Consider the following 14,693-nt stretch of genomic DNA (forward strand, 5'->3'; position numbering starts at 1 on the left):
CCTCCAGTACCCGACGCCCTTCCGGCAGCACGCGCTCCTCCGGTCTCCCCCGTTCCTCCCCGACCCCCGACTCCTCCGGCACCCGACGCCCCTCCGACCTCTCGCGCTTCTCCAGCAGCCGCCGCCTCTCTGGCCTCCCACGCTCCTCCAGCACCCGGCGCCCCTTCAGCACCCCACGCCCCTCCGACAGCCCGTGTCCGTCCAGCCTCTCGCGCTCCTCCGGCCTCCCACGCTCTTCCGGCACCGGGCGCTCCTCCAGCAGCCGACGCCCTTCCGGCCACCCACTCTCCTTCAGCACCCCGCGCTCCTCCGGCCTCCCTCGCTCCTCCAGCACCCCGCGCCCTTCCGGTATCCCGCGCTCCTCCGGTTTCCCCCGTTCCTCCGTGCGTAGTTCCTCCGGGAGGTGGAAGCGGGCCAGGATCGCTGGCGTGCCGGGTGGGACGCGGCTCGGGGTGGTCAGGGAGACCAGGATCATCGTGAGGAAGCCCAGCGGCACCGACCACAGCGCCGGCCAGGCGAGCAGCGCGTGCAGCCCGCCCGTGGCCGGCAGGCCCGCCATGGTGACGGCGACCGCGAGGAACGCCGATCCGCCGCCGACCACCATCCCGGCGACCGCCCCGGGCGGGGTCAGCCGGCGCCACCAGATGCCGAGGACGAGCAGGGGGCAGAAGGAGGACGCCGACACCGCGAACGCGAGACCCACCGCGTCGGCCACCGGCAGCCCGCCCACCAGCAGGCTCCCCGCGAGCGGTACGGCCATGGCGAGCACGGTGCCCAGCCGGAAGTGCCGTACGCCCCGGGCCGGCAGCACGTCCTGGGTGAGGACGCCCGCGACGGCCATGGTCAGCCCGGACGCCGTGGACAGGAACGCGGCGAAGGCGCCCCCGGCGACCAGCGCGCCGAGCAGGTCGCCGCCGACGCCGCCGATCATCCGGTCCGGCAGCAGGAGCACGGCCGCGTCGGCGTCGCCGGTGAGGGCCAGCTCGGGGGCGTACAGGCGGCCGAGGGCGCCGTAGAGGGGCGGGAGCAGGTAGAAGACTCCGATCAGGGCCAGGACGGCGACCGTGGTGCGGCGGGCGGCGACCCCGTGCGGGCTGGTGTAGAAGCGCACGACGACGTGCGGCAGGCCCATCGTGCCGAGGAAGGTGGCGAGGATCAGGCCGTACGTGGCGTACAGCGGGCGTTCCTGGCGGCCCGCGGCGAGGGAGGTGGACATGCCGCCGGTGCTGCCGCGCTCGGCGGTGGGGACGGGGCTGCCCTCGGCGAAGGTGAGGCGGGTGCCGCGTTCGATGCGGTGCACGCCGGCGGTCAGACGCAGGGCGGTGTCCGCGTGCCGGCGGCCGTCGACCGTGCCGTCGACCGTCACGGTCAGGGGGCGGTCGAGCCGCAGGTCGAGGGTGTCGTCCACGCGGACCGTGCGCTGCTCACGGAAGGCGGCCGGTTCCGCGAAGGCGTGCCGGGGGGTGCCGTCGCCCTGCCAGGCGAGGACCAGGAAGAGGGCGGGCACCAGCAGGGCGGTGAGCTTGAGCCAGTACTGGAACGCCTGCACGAAGGTGATGCTGCGCATCCCGCCCGCGGCGACGGTCGCGGCGACGACGACCGCGACGATCAGCCCGCCGAGGGAGTCCGGCGCCCCGGTGAGGACCGTCAGTGTCAGTCCGGCGCCCTGGAGCTGGGGCAGGAGGTACAGCCAGCCGACGCCGACGACGAGGGTGCCCGCGACCCGGCGGACGGTGTGGGAGGCGAGCCGGGCCTCGGCGAAGTCGGGCAGCGTGTAGGCGCCGGAGCGGCGCAGCGGGGCGGCGACGAAGAGCAGCAGGACGAGGTAGCCGGCGGTGTAGCCGACCGGGTACCAGAGCATGTCCGGGCCCTGGACCAGGACCAGCCCGGCGATGCCGAGGAAGGAGGCGGCGGAGAGGTACTCGCCGCTGATGGCGGCCGCGTTGAGGCGGGGGCCGACGGTGCGCGAGGCGACGTAGAAGTCGGAGGTGGTGCGGGAGATCCGGAGGCCGAACGCGCCGACGAGGACGGTCGCGACCACCACCAGGGCGACGGCGGGCACGGCGTACGCCGAGTTCATGTGTCGGGCCCCTATCGGTCTTCGACCAGCCGGACGAAGTCCCGTTCGTTGCGTTCGGCGCGGCGGACGTACCAGCGGGCCAGCAGGACGAGCGGGAGGTAGAGGCAGAAGCCGAGCACCGCCCACTGGAGGCGGTGGGCGTCGGGCATCGCCGCGAAGAGCAGCGGCAGCGGGCCGACGAGGAGGGCGAGGACGGCGAACACCAGGAGGGCGGCGCGCAGTTGGGAGCGCATGAGGGAGCGGACGTAGGTGTGGCCGAGGGTGGTCTGCTCGTCGATCTCGGTGCGGGGGCGGTAGTAGCCGGAGGCATGGGGGTACCGCCCGCGCGAGCGGAGCCGAGCGTGGGGGACGGTGCGGCGGGGCGGGCCGCTGACGACGACGCGCCGCTCGACGGGATCCTGCGGCATGCTCACGGCCTCCTCATCAGCAGGTCCCGCAGTTCGCGGGCGTGGCGGCGGCTGACCTGGAGTTCCTCGCCGCCGACCAGGACACTGACCGTGCCGGCGTCCAGGCGGAGTTCGCCTATGTGGCGCAGGGCGACGAGATGGCGGCGGTGGATGCGGACGAATCCGCGGGCGCGCCAGCGTTCCTCCAGGGTGGACAGGGGGATCCGGACGAGGTGGTTGCCGCGGTCGGTGTGCAGCCGGGCGTAGTCGCCGTGGGCCTCTGCGTGGGTGATGTCGTCCACGGACACGAACCGGGTCACCCCGCCGAGCTCGACGGGTATCTGGTCGGGGTCGGGCTCGTGGACCGGGATGCGGGGCGCGGTGCCGCGCAGTTCGACGGCCCGGCGGACGGCCTCGGCGAGGCGTTCCTTGCGGACGGGCTTGAGGACGTAGTCGACGGCCTTGAGGTCGAAGGCCTGGACGGCGAAGTCCTCGTGGGCGGTGACGAACACGACCAGCGGCGGGCGGGCGAAGCCGGTCAGCAGGCGGGCCAGGTCGAGGCCGTCGAGGCCGGGCATCTGGATGTCGAGGAAGACGACGTCGATGGCCTCGGGGCCGTGCGGGCCGGACTCCAGGGCGCGGTTGATGCGGCGCAGTGCCTCGGTCGCGTCGCCGGCGCCCTCCACGCTGCCGATGCGGGGGTCGGCGCTCAGCAGGTACAGCAGTTCCTCGAGCGAGGGGCGTTCGTCGTCGACGGCGAGGGCGCGCAGCATGAACGTGGAGTGTAGGGGCGATCGGCACGGCTGGACATGTGCCGGGGTGTGGACGTATCCGCTGGATACAGTGCCCGCATGAACAGCGGCACTGCCCCTTTCGACGATCTCGACCGGAAGATCGTCACCGCTCTGATGGCGAACGCACGGACGAGTTTCGCGGAGATCGGCTCGGCGGTCGGACTGTCGGCGACGGCCGTCAAACGCCGGGTGGACCGGATGCGGGACACCGGGGTGATCACGGGGTTCACGGCCACGGTGAAGCCCGCGGCGCTGGGCTGGCGCACGGAGGCGTACGTGGAGGTGTACTGCGAGGGCGCGGCCCCGCCGCGGCGGCTCGCGGAGGTGGTGCGCAACCATCCGGAGATCACGGCGGCGATGACGGTGACGGGCGGGGCGGACGCGTTGCTGCACGTGCGGGCGCGGGACGTGGAGCACTTCGAGGAGGTGCTGGAGCGGATCCGGGTGGAGCCGTTCATCCGCAAGACGATCAGTGTGATGGTGCTGTCGCACCTGCTGCCGGACAGTCCGGAGGCGGGAGCCACACAAGTGGCCCCGGATGACGCAGGGAACGTGCGCCCGCCGGACTGAAGACGCAGCAATCGTGCGTGAGCACGCAGCGTTCGTTTCTTGTAGCGCTCCGCTGTCGGTTCTTACCTTGGGGACATGCCCGAGAGTGTGACCACCGGCCGCAGGCCGAGCGCCCGGCGTTTTCTCGTCTGTGAACCCAGACACTTCGCCGTGCAGTACGCGATCAATCCCTGGATGCGTCCCGACACTCCCGTGGACGTGGACCTGGCCCAGGAGCAGTGGCAGACGCTGATCCGCGCCTACCGCTCCCACGGGCACACCGTCGACACCGTGGATCCGGCGCCCGGACTGCCGGACATGGTGTTCGCGGCGAACTCCGCGGTCGTCGTGGCCGGCCGGGTGTTCGGCTCGCTGTTCCACGCGCCGGAGCGGCGTCCCGAGTCCGCGCTCTACGACACCTGGTTCAAGACCGCCGGCTACGACGTGCACCGCCCCGTGCACGTGTGCGAGGGCGAGGGCGATCTGGTGTGGACCGGCCGGTACGTGCTGGCCGGCACGGGGTTCCGTACGACGCGTGAGGCGCACCGCGAGGTGCAGGAGTTCTTCGGTCATCCGGTGATCAGCCTGACGCTGGTGGACCCGCACTTCTACCACCTGGACACGGCGCTGTTCGTGCTCGACGACGACAACATCTCCTACTACCCGGAGGCGTTCTCGCCGGGCAGTCGTGAGGTGCTGGCCCGGCTGTACCCGGACGCGGTGCTCGCCACCCGCGACGACGCGATGGCGTTCGGTCTGAACTCGGTGTCCGACGGCCGCCATGTGTTCATCGCGCCCCGGGCCGAGGCCCTCGCCGCCCGGCTGACCGAGCGCGGTTATGTCCCCGTCCCCGTCGACCTGTCGGAGTTCCAGAAGGCCGGCGGTGGCATCAAGTGCTGCACTCAGGAGATCCGTTCATGACCGCACCCGTCGTTCCCGCGCGCTCGCCCGAGACCGTCGCCGCCGGCCTGTCCGAGACCGCTCCCGCGCGGTCCTCCGCCGAGCTGATCCGCGCCGAGGAGCCCGTCCTCGCGCACAACTACCATCCGCTGCCCGTGGTCGTCGCGCGTGCGGAGGGCACCTGGGTGGAGGACGTCGAGGGCCGCCGCTACCTCGACATGCTGGCCGGCTACTCGGCCCTCAACTTCGGCCACCGGCATCCGCGGTTGATCGACGCGGCGCACCGCCAGCTCGACCGGCTCACCCTCACCTCCCGTGCCTTCCACAACGACCGGCTCGCCGGATTCGCCGAGCGGCTCGCGAGGTTGACCGGCCTGGACATGGTGCTGCCGATGAACACCGGCGCGGAGGCGGTGGAGAGCGGCATCAAGGTGGCCCGCAAGTGGGCGTACGAGGTGAAGGGCGTCCCCGCCGACCGGGCGACGATCGTGGTCGCGGCGGAGAACTTCCACGGCCGGACGACGACGATCGTGAGCTTCTCGACGGACGAGACGGCCCGGGCGGGCTTCGGCCCGTTCACGCCGGGGTTCCGGATCGTGCCGTACAACGATCTGGCGGCGCTGGAGGCGGCGGTCGACGAGACCACGGCCGCGGTGCTGATCGAGCCGATCCAGGGCGAGGCGGGGGTGATCATCCCGGACGACGGCTATCTGGCCGGGGTGCGGGAGCTGACCCGGCGGGCGAACTGTCTGTTCATCGCGGACGAGATCCAGTCCGGGCTGGGGCGCACCGGGCGGACGCTGGCCGTGGAGCACGAGGGGGTCGTCCCGGACGTCGTGCTGCTCGGCAAGGCGCTCGGCGGCGGGATCGTACCGGTGTCGGCGGTGGTGGGGCGGCGCGAGGTGCTGTCGGTGCTGCGGCCCGGCGAGCACGGGTCGACGTTCGGCGGCAATCCGCTGGCGGCGGCCGTCGGCACGGCGGTGGTGGAACTGCTGGAGACCGGCGAGTTCCAGCAGCGGGCGACGGAGCTGGGGACCGTGCTGCGGGACGGTCTGACCGGTCTGGTCGGCAAGGGCGTCGTCGGCTTCCGGGCCCGGGGCCTGTGGGCGGGCGTCGACATCGACCCGGCCCTCGGCACCGGCCGTGAGGTCAGCGAGCGGCTGATGCGGGAGGGGGTGCTGGTCAAGGACACCCATGGCTCCACCGTCCGGCTGGCACCGCCGCTGACGATCACCGGCGAGGAACTGGGGTCGGCGCTGGCGGCGTTGGAGGGGGTGCTGACCCGGGGGGCCTGAGGCCGCCCGGCTCCCGGGTGGCCCTGCCGGTGCCGTGCGGGCAGGGTGAAGATTGGGTCAGGAGGTGGTAGACCACTCTCAGCGACAGAGAGGTCGACCGTGGGCACACACGACGAGGACGGCGTTGCCCGCCGGCGGTTCGACGTGGCGGACGCCGCGCCCCTGCTGCTCGACGGGCGGGGCGTGGTGACCAGTTGGACCAGGGACGCCGAACGGCTGCTGGGCTACCCGGCGGCGGACGCGGTGGGCCGCGACCTGGCCGGGCTGCTGACCCACGGGGACGCGGGCCGGGTGACGGAGATCCTCGAACGGTGCCGGCGGGACGGCGGCTGGAGCGGGCTGCTGTCCGCCCGGCGCGGGGACGGCCGGCCGGTTCCGGTGATGGCCCGGATCACCTGTGCGGACGAGCCGGGCGGCGCCGACCGCAGGCTCGTCCTGCTGAGCGAGATGGGGGACGCCCCGGGCTGGACGATGAGCCGCTCGGTCCTGGAGCGGATGGTGTCCGACTCGCCGATCGGCATCGCCATCGTGGACACCGATCTGCGGTTCGTGTGGTCCAACGACGCGCTCGCCCGGTTCGGCGGGGGCCGGCCCGAGGAGCGGCTGGGGCTGCGGCTCGGGGATGTGCAGCCGGGGCTGGACGCCGAGGCGGCGGAGGCGCAGATGCGGCGGGTGCTGGCCGACGGCGCGACCGTGGTCGGCTACGAGCACGTCGGGCATCTGCGGACCGCGCCGCACCGGGAGACGGCGCAGGTGCTGTCGTTCACCCGGTTGGAGGACGACCACGGGAATCCGGTGGGTGTCTACTACACGGTCGTCGACATCACCGACCGGCACCGCGCCCGGCAGCGGCTCGCCCTGCTGGACCGTGCGGGCCGGTGCATCGGCAGCAGCCTGGACATCGCCCGCACCGCCCAGGAACTGGCCGACGTGGCCGTCCCCGGCTTCGCGGACGCGGTGGCGGTGGACCTGCCGGCCCCGGTCCTGCACGGCGCGGAACCCACCCCGGACCCCACGGGCTCGGTCCCGTTGCACCGCGCGGGCGTCCGGGTCGCCGAAACGGCCCCACCCCCCGACGCCGTACCACCGCCCCCCACGCCCGCCCCCGCCCCCGCCCCCGCCGTCACCGTCGTCCACCCCGCCGACTCACCGCCCGTCCGCTGTCTGCTCACCGGACGGCCCTGGCACGGGGAGCGGCTCGACGCGGTGGCGGAGCCGTGGTTGCGGAACCTGCCCGTGGTCCCGGCGCCGGACGAGCCGGTCAGCGTGCTGATCGTCCCGGTGCGGGCGCGGGGCGCCACGCTCGGGGTGACGACGTTCCTCCGGCGCGGGCCGCGGGAGCCCTTCGACGCCGATGATCTGGCGCTCGCGGAGGACCTGGTCTCGCGGGCGGCGGTCTGCGTGGACAACGCCCGCCGGTACACACGCGAGCGCGACGCGGCCCTGGTGCTGCAGCGCAATCTGCTCCCCCACCGGCTGCCCGAGCAGGACGCGGTCGAGGTGGCCGCCTGCTACCGGCCCGCCGACGAGCTGACCGGCCTCGGCGGCGACTGGTACGACCTGATCCCGCTGTCGGCGGCACGGGTGGCGCTGGTGGTCGGCGAGGTGCCCGGGCACGGCATCGACGCCGCCGCGGCCATGGGACGCGTACGGACCGCCGTACGCACCCTCGCCGCCCTGGATCTGCCGCCGGACGAGGTCCTCGCCCATCTGGACGACCTGGTGGCCCGCATGGCCCGCGAGGAGGGCCTGGACGCGGGCACCCAGGCGCAGGGGGCGGGCTGCGTGTACGTCGTGTACGACCCCGTCGACGGCCGGTGCACGATGGCCGCCGCCGGACACCCCGCGCCGGCGGTCGTGCTGCCCGACGGCGAGGTCACCTTCGTGGACCTGCCCCAGGGGTCCGCGCTGGGCCTGGGCGGGCCGCCGTTCGAGTCCGCGCAGCTGACCCTGCCGGAGGGCAGCACGCTCGCGCTGCACACCGACGGCCTGCTCGCGCAGGGCGCCGCATGGGCGCTGGACACCGGCCGCGCCCGGCTGCGCCGGGCCCTGCAGCAGCGGGCGCCCGGCCTGGACCTGACCTGCCGGAACGTGGTCGACGCGCTCGTCCCGGCGCGTCCGTACGACGACGTGGCCCTGCTGATGGCCCGTACCCGCCGGCTGTCCCCGGACCGGGTCGCCGACTGGGAGCTGCCCGCCGATCCGGCCGCGGTCGCCGAGGCGCGCAGGACCGCGAGCCGGCGGCTGGCGGAGTGGGAGCTTCCGGAGCTGTCGTTCACCACCGAGCTGGTCGTCAGCGAGCTGGTCACCAACGCCATCCGGTACGCCGCCGGCCCGATCCGGCTGCGGCTGATCCGGGAGCGCTCGCTGGTCTGCGAGGTCTTCGACGGCGGCGCGACCGCCCCGCATCTGCGCCATCCGCGCACCACCGACGAGGGCGGCCGCGGGCTGCTGCTGGTCTCCCAGGTCACCGAGCGCTGGGGCACCCGCTTCCTCGGCGAGGGGAAGATTATCTGGGCCGAGCAGTCGCTCACCGACCGGGGCGTGTGACGCGCGGACCCCCTCCGTCACACCGCGTGCGAAAATTACCCAAAACCGGCGGATGGGGCGCGAGCCATGAACGACACGGCGATCGACCGGGTGGCAGCGATCGACTACGCGGCGGTGTTCCAGTCCCTGCCCGGCGTGGTGGCGCTGCTGACGCCCGACCTGGTGTACGCGGACGTCAACGAGGAGTACCTGCGCGTGGCGGGCCGAAGACGCGAGCAGATGGTCGGCCGCCATCTCTTCGAGGTGTTCCCGGACAACCCCAACGACCCGGGCGCGAGCGGGGTGCGCAACCTGGAGGCCTCGCTGCGCCGGGTGCTGGCCACCGGCGAGCGCGACGCGATGGCCCTCCAGCGCTACGACGTGCAGGACCCCGAGCGGCCCGGGGAGTGGGACGAGCGGTACTGGAGCCCGGTCAACGCGCCCGTGCTCGGCCCCGACGGTTCGGTGGTGCTCGTCGTGCACCGCGTCGAGGAGGTCACCGAGCTGATCCGGGCCCGCGGGGCGCGGGGCGCGGGAGGGCCCGGCAGCCGGACGCGGGTCCTGGAGGCCGAGCTGTACACCCGCGCCCGTGAGCTCCAGGAGGTCAACGAGCGGCTGCGGCAGTCGCACGCCCGGGAGCGCCAGGTGGCCCTCGCGCTCCAGGAGGCGATGCTGCCCGCCCGCCGTCAGGTCGGCCACCATCACGCGGCGGTGCGCTACCGCCCGGCGGTCGGCTCGCTGAACGTGTGCGGGGACTGGTACGACCTGGTCGACCTGGTCGGCGGCGACCGGATCGGCGTGTCGGTCGGGGACGTCGTGGGGCACGGTCTGGAGGCCGCGGGGGTGATGGGCCAGCTGCGCAGCGCGCTCAGCGCCGCCTCCCGGGTCGCGGAGGGTCCCGCCGAGGCCCTCAATGTGCTGGGGCGGTACGCGCATGTCGTGGACGGCGCCGAATCGGCCACCGCGGTCACCACGTTCATCGACTTCGACCGGCACACCATCACCTACAGCAGCGCCGGCCACCCCCCGCCGGCGCTGGTCCATCCCGGCGGCCGGGTGGAGTTCCTCGACCGGGCCACCGACCCGCCGCTGGACGCCCGTCCGTCCCCGGTGCCCCGGCCGCAGGAGTGCGCCGCCTACGACCACGGCGCCACCCTGGTGCTGTACACGGACGGGCTGGTGGAGCGACGGCAGGAGGACATCGACACCGGTCTGCAGCGGCTCGCCGAGGCCCTGGCCCGGCACCGGGACGCGGACCCGGAGGCCCTCGCCGACTCCGTCCTGCTGGAACTGCTGCCGCCGGGCGGGGCGACCGACGACACGGCCCTGGTCGTCGTACGGCTGTGAGGGACCGGCGACAACGCCCGCCGCGGACTTGCTGAGCGGCCACCGGCGGCAGGAACCTGGTGCCGCGGCCGATCGTCGCGGATCCACCGGAGTGAGGAGCTACCCCTTGTTCTACTACGTGCTCAAGTACGTTTTGCTGGGCCCGTTGTTGAAGCTGGCCTTCCGCCCGCGCATCGAGGGCCTGGAGCACGTACCGGAGTCGGGGGCTGCGATCGTCGCCGGCAACCACCTGTCGTTCTCGGACCACTTCCTGATGCCCGCGGTGCTCAAGCGGCGCATCACCTTCCTCGCGAAGGCGGAGTACTTCACCGGGCCGGGCCTCAAGGGCAGACTCACGGCCTTCTTCTTCCGCAGCGCGGGACAGATCCCGGTGGACCGTTCGGGCAAGGAGGCGGGCCAGGCGGCGATCCGCGAGGGCCTCGGGGTGCTGGGCAAGGACGAGTTGCTGGGCATCTACCCGGAGGGCACCCGTTCGCACGACGGACGGCTGTACAAGGGCAAGGTGGGGGTCGCGGTGATGGCGCTCAGGGCCGGGGTGCCGGTGATCCCGTGCGCGATGATCGGCACCTTCGAGGCGCAGCCGCCCGGCAAGCTGATCCCCAACCTCCACCCGGTGGTGATCCGCTTCGGCAAGCCGCTGGACTTCTCCCGCTATGCCGGGATGGAGAACGAGAAGGCGATCCTGCGCGCGATCACCGACGAGATCATGTACGCGATCCTGAAGCTGTCCGACCAGGAGTACGTCGACGAGTACGCGGCGGTGGTGAAGGCGCAGCAGGCCGCGGCGGCGGAGAAGCGCAAGTTCCCCCGGATACCACGGCACTGACGTCGGGTCACCGCGAGACGTCTCAGCGCGAAGGGGCGGCCGGAGTCGATCCGGCCGCCCCTCGCTGTCAGCCGGTGGTCACGGCTTCGGCGTGGCGTGCGGGGCGCAGGTCACGTCCTTGGCGTCCAGCTTCCCGGTGAGCAGGTAGCTGTCCACCCGGGGGTTGATGCAGGGGTTGACGAGACCCGTCACACCGTGGGAGCCGGCGTCCTTCTCCGTGATCAGACGGGAGCCCTTGAACCGCTTGTGCAGGGAGACGGCACCGTCGTACGGGGTGGCCGCGTCCCGCTCGGACTGCACGATCAGCACGCCCGGCAGGCCCTTGTGGGTCTTGACCTCGACCGGGGTCTGCTGCTTGGCCGACCAGTAGGCGCACGGCAGGTTCATCCAGGCGTTGGCCCAGGTCAGGAACGGGTAGTCCTTGTTCAGCCGGGTGTTGTCGGCGTTCCACTTGCGCCAGCTGGTGGGCCACTTGGCGTCGGTGCACTCGACGGCCGTGTAGACCGCGTTGCCGTTCTCCGCGGTGATGTTGCCGGCCGTGTCCGTCAGGTCCGGGGCGGCCGCGTCGACGAGCGCCTGGGTGTCCCCGGCGAAGTACTTGCTGAAGACCGTCGCCACCGGGATCCACGAGGAGTCGTAGTACGGGGCGCCCTGGAAGAACGAGATCAGCTCGGCCGGGCCGACCAGTCCGCCGATGGGGTGCTTCTTGGCGGTGGCGCGCAGCTCCAGCCACTTGGCCTGGACGGCGGCGCGGGTGGTGCCGAGGTGGAAGGTCGCGTCGTTGGCGGCGACCCAGTCCTGCCAGTCCTTCCAGCGGCCCTCGAACGCGACGTCCTGGTCGAGGTTGGCCTCGTACCAGATCTTCTCGCGGGAGGGGTTGACCACGCTGTCGACCACCATGCGGCGGACGTGGCCCGGGAAGAGGGTGCCGTACACGGCGCCGATGTAGGTGCCGTAGGAGACGCCCAGGTAGTTGAGCTTCTTCTCGCCGAGGGCGGCGCGGATGACGTCCAGGTCGCGCACGGTGTTCGGCGTGGTCATGTACGGCAGCATCTCGCCGCTGCGCTCGTTGCAGCCGTCGGCGTACGCACGGGCGAGCTTGATCTGGGCGAGCTTGTCGGCCTCGTTGTCCGGGACCGGGTCCGCCTTGGGCGCCTTGACGAACTCCTGCGGGTCGGCGCAGGAGATGGGCGCGGAGTGGCCGACGCCGCGGGGGTCGAAGCCGACGAAGTCGTAGGCCTTGGCGACGTTCGCCCAGATCGCGTTCTTGGTGGTGACGCGGCGCGGGAAGCGCATACCGGAGCCGCCGGGGCCGCCCGGGTTGTAGACGAGCGCGCCCTGGCGCTCCTTCTGGGTGCCCGTGTTGCCGATGCGGTCGACGGCGAGCTTGATCTTCTTGCCGTTGGGGCGGGCGTAGTCGAGCGGCACGGTGACCCAGCCGCACTGGATCGGCTTCTCCAGGCCCCAGTCGGCCGGGCAGTCCTGCCAGTCGATGCCGGCCTTGGCGGCGCGCTCCGCGGCGATCGCCGCACCCCGCTGTTCCCTGTCCTGTCCCGAACGGCCGCCGGCCGCGCTCGCGGTCGGCGCCGCGACCGCGGAGGCCATCAGCGTGGCGACGACGAGCGCGCCGGCCGAACCGAGCGCTGCGGTCCGTCTGTTCGGTCGTATGTCCCTCAAGTGGGCTTCTCCCCTACCTTGTTATGGCGGTACAGCGATACGGCGGTAGGGGGATCCTCGCGGCTGTGAGGTGCCTGAGAAAAGGTGTGATTGACCTTCTTTGCCAATCCGATAACCGGAGAGGAAAGATCCGCTCAGCGGAGGCCGAGGCCGGTCAACGCCTCGTCCAGCACCCGCCGCAACCGTAGCCCGTCCGGTGCGACGGCGCTCACCAGCGCGGCGGGTCCGGCGAGCGGCACCAGGGCGGCGTGCTCGCCGAGGACCTGCGCGGCCACCGGATGTTTCGCGAACTCCGGTCTCACGATGACGAGTTGGCCGACGGCGCGCTGTCCGTCGAGCACGGCGGGGCCGTCCCAGCCGCCGGGGGCGCCGGGTCCGCAGGCCAGTTCCTGGTCGAGGACGGCCCGGCCGCCCACCCGGACCACGAGCCGGCTGGTGAGCCGCCCCGGCTCCTCCCCCACCCGGCCGAGAACCTGCTCCTCGCGCAGCACCAGACGGGCCCCGGGCGCGAGGTCGGCGCGGGTGGTGACGTACAGGTCGCTGCCGCGCGCGGAGATCAACGGCTCGGGCAGCCAGTGCAGTTCGCCCTCGTCGGCGACATCGAGCCGGACGTCGTAGTGGGCGGCGTCCTTGATCTGCCCGGGCAGGGCGATCGTGGCCGCGGCAGAGCCCACCCTCAGCCGGGCCCCGCCGCCGACCCGCGCCTCGACCGCGAAGCGGTCCCCGCCGAGGGGGCCGCTCATCGCGCCCACGAGCACGACCCGGGCCTCGTCACCGGCGCCGCGGGTGCGGCGCAGCGCGAGCGGGCCGTCGCTCTCCAGGACGGGCAGGGCGGTTCCGCCGCGTCCGTCGGCCGTCGCCCCGATGCGCGCGACGGCACGCACTCCGCTCATCTCACGCCGTCCAGGCGCCGAGCTGTGCCCGCACCCAGGCGGCGACGTCCGCCACCCCGCTCCCGGCGCGGAGCGACTGGAACACCACGGGCAGTTCGGCGCGCTGCGCCTTGGCGTCGGCGGCCATCCGGGCGAGGTCGGAGCCGACGTACGGGGCGAGGTCGGTCTTGTTGACGACGAGCAGGTCGGCGGTGGTCACGCCCGGTCCGCCCTTCCTCGGGATGTCGTCGCCGCCCGCGACGTCGATGACGAAGATCTGCGCGTCGACGAGCCCCTTGGAGAAGGTGGCGGTGAGGTTGTCGCCACCGGACTCGACGAGTACGAGGTCCAGCGGGCCGACGGCGTCCTCCAGGTCCTCCACGGCCTCGAGGTTGGCGGAGATGTCGTCGCGGATCGCGGTGTGCGGGCAGGCGCCCGTCTCCACGGCCGTGATCCGCTCGGGCGGCAGCACGGCCTCCCGCAGCAGGAACTCGGCGTCCTCGCGGGTGTAGATGTCGTTGGTGACGACGGCCAGGGACAGCTCGTCGCGCAGTGCCCGGCAGAGCGCGGCGACCGTGGCGGTCTTGCCCGACCCGACGGGCCCGCCGAGCCCGATCCTGAGGGCCCGCCGGGCCCCGTCGGGCCGACGGGCGTCGGCACCGACGGCGGCGGGTCCGGGGTGGGAGTGGTCGAGGTGCATGGGACAACTCTCCTTCAGTAGAGATCTTTCAGCGCGTCCGGCGTGGGAGACCTAGGAGGCGAACAAACGCACCGGCCACGCCGCGTGGGCCTGCGCGCCGATCTCCAGCAGGGGCGCGGACGCCGCCGGCAGCGCGTCGACCCCGGTGGTCCGTACGGCGGCGCCCGCCGTCACCGCCCGGTCGACGACGAGGTCCAGCTCCGGTGCCAGCCGGGCCAGGACGGCCGTCGCCTCGAACGGGTCCAGGCTGAGCAGCCGTACGACCGCCGTCGCCGGGCCGCTCACGCTCTCGTACGCCGCGCAGTACGCCGCGTCCTCGGGCCCGAGTCCGGCCGCGCGTGCCGTCAGTCCCAGCACCACCGGCTGGTGGGCGCCCTTGGGGAACTTCCCGGCCAGGGCGTCCAGTTCGGGACCGGGCCAGGTCGCGCGGGCGGCCCGCATCAGCTGGCGGCCCAGCCTGCGCGCGGCGAGCCGCAGCGCCGGGGACGGGGTGCGGGCGTCCGCCGCCGCGTCCAGTGCGGCCGGGTCGGCCCCGGCCGCCGCCGCGGCGGCGAGGGCGGCCGCGACGAGTCCGGCCGTGTGCAGCCGGCCCCGGCAGAAGGCCTCCAGGTCCGCCGCGCCGGTGATCCGGCCCGCCTTGACCGCCTCCTCCGCCCCGCCGGAGTGCGCGTGCCCTCCGGCGGGGAAGCGGCCGTCGGCCAGGACGAGCAGCGCTGCCCTGCCCATCAGATGCCCCCC

At 73.3% G+C, this 14,693-nt stretch carries 12 protein-coding genes and 1 pseudogene; 6 read left to right on the plus strand and 7 right to left on the minus strand.

The window, feature by feature from the left end; genetic code table 11:
• Positions 1–388: 388 nt before the first annotated feature.
• The 3 genes and pseudogenes from ABZ490_RS39925 to ABZ490_RS39935 all read right to left on the minus strand — a co-directional run.
• A pseudogene (locus ABZ490_RS39925) lies at positions 389–2,080 on the minus strand (cation acetate symporter); the annotation flags it as partial.
• Positions 2,081–2,091: 11 nt separating this feature from the next.
• Positions 2,092–2,487, minus strand: a complete 396-nt coding sequence (locus ABZ490_RS39930; RefSeq protein WP_359002068.1) for a hypothetical protein — start codon at positions 2,485–2,487, stop codon at positions 2,092–2,094.
• 2 nt (positions 2,488–2,489) lie between these two features.
• Positions 2,490–3,239, minus strand: a complete 750-nt coding sequence (locus ABZ490_RS39935) for a LytTR family DNA-binding domain-containing protein (protein WP_359002070.1) — start codon at positions 3,237–3,239, stop codon at positions 2,490–2,492.
• A gap of 78 nt (positions 3,240–3,317) precedes the next feature.
• Between ABZ490_RS39935 and ABZ490_RS39940 the strand changes: the two genes are divergently transcribed.
• The 6 genes from ABZ490_RS39940 (at position 3,318) to ABZ490_RS39965 (ending at position 10,706) form a co-directional block, all read left to right on the plus strand.
• Positions 3,318–3,830, plus strand: a complete 513-nt coding sequence (locus tag ABZ490_RS39940) for an Lrp/AsnC family transcriptional regulator (RefSeq protein ID WP_359002072.1) — start codon at positions 3,318–3,320, stop codon at positions 3,828–3,830.
• A gap of 75 nt (positions 3,831–3,905) precedes the next feature.
• Complete coding sequence (gene ddaH / locus ABZ490_RS39945; RefSeq protein WP_359002074.1) at positions 3,906–4,730, plus strand: dimethylargininase; 825 nt, start codon at positions 3,906–3,908, stop codon at positions 4,728–4,730.
• Entirely contained in the window at positions 4,727–6,004 is a 1,278-nt protein-coding gene (gene rocD / locus ABZ490_RS39950) for an ornithine--oxo-acid transaminase (RefSeq protein ID WP_359002076.1), read from the plus strand. The genes ddaH and rocD overlap by 4 nt, the downstream gene beginning before the upstream one ends.
• A 99-nt stretch (positions 6,005–6,103) precedes the next feature.
• Entirely contained in the window at positions 6,104–8,554 is a 2,451-nt protein-coding gene (locus tag ABZ490_RS39955) for a SpoIIE family protein phosphatase (RefSeq protein ID WP_359002079.1), read from the plus strand.
• Positions 8,555–8,620: 66 nt separating this feature from the next.
• Positions 8,621–9,880: a SpoIIE family protein phosphatase gene (locus ABZ490_RS39960; RefSeq protein WP_359002080.1), complete on the plus strand. Its 1,260-nt coding sequence runs from the start codon at positions 8,621–8,623 to the stop codon at positions 9,878–9,880.
• 106 nt (positions 9,881–9,986) lie between these two features.
• Positions 9,987–10,706: a lysophospholipid acyltransferase family protein gene (locus ABZ490_RS39965; RefSeq protein ID WP_359002082.1), complete on the plus strand. Its 720-nt coding sequence runs from the start codon at positions 9,987–9,989 to the stop codon at positions 10,704–10,706.
• Positions 10,707–10,784: 78 nt separating this feature from the next.
• On the opposite strand, the gene ABZ490_RS39970 is transcribed toward ABZ490_RS39965, so the two are convergent.
• The 4 genes from ABZ490_RS39970 to ABZ490_RS39985 all read right to left on the minus strand — a co-directional run bounded on the left by ABZ490_RS39970 (position 10,785) and on the right by ABZ490_RS39985 (position 14,681).
• Positions 10,785–12,383, minus strand: a complete 1,599-nt coding sequence (locus tag ABZ490_RS39970; RefSeq protein WP_359002084.1) for an alpha/beta hydrolase — start codon at positions 12,381–12,383, stop codon at positions 10,785–10,787.
• Between the two features lie 134 nt (positions 12,384–12,517).
• Positions 12,518–13,276, minus strand: a complete 759-nt coding sequence (locus ABZ490_RS39975) for an urease accessory protein UreD (protein ID WP_359002086.1) — start codon at positions 13,274–13,276, stop codon at positions 12,518–12,520.
• 1 nt (position 13,277) lies between these two features.
• Positions 13,278–13,955, minus strand: a complete 678-nt coding sequence (gene ureG, locus ABZ490_RS39980; protein ID WP_359002088.1) for an urease accessory protein UreG — start codon at positions 13,953–13,955, stop codon at positions 13,278–13,280.
• A gap of 51 nt (positions 13,956–14,006) precedes the next feature.
• Positions 14,007–14,681, minus strand: a complete 675-nt coding sequence (locus ABZ490_RS39985; protein ID WP_359002090.1) for an urease accessory UreF family protein — start codon at positions 14,679–14,681, stop codon at positions 14,007–14,009.
• Positions 14,682–14,693 lie beyond the last annotated feature (12 nt).

This window comes from Streptomyces sp. NPDC005811 (assembly GCF_040630405.1).
In the GTDB taxonomy this organism is placed as follows: Bacteria; Actinomycetota; Actinomycetes; order Streptomycetales; family Streptomycetaceae; genus Streptomyces.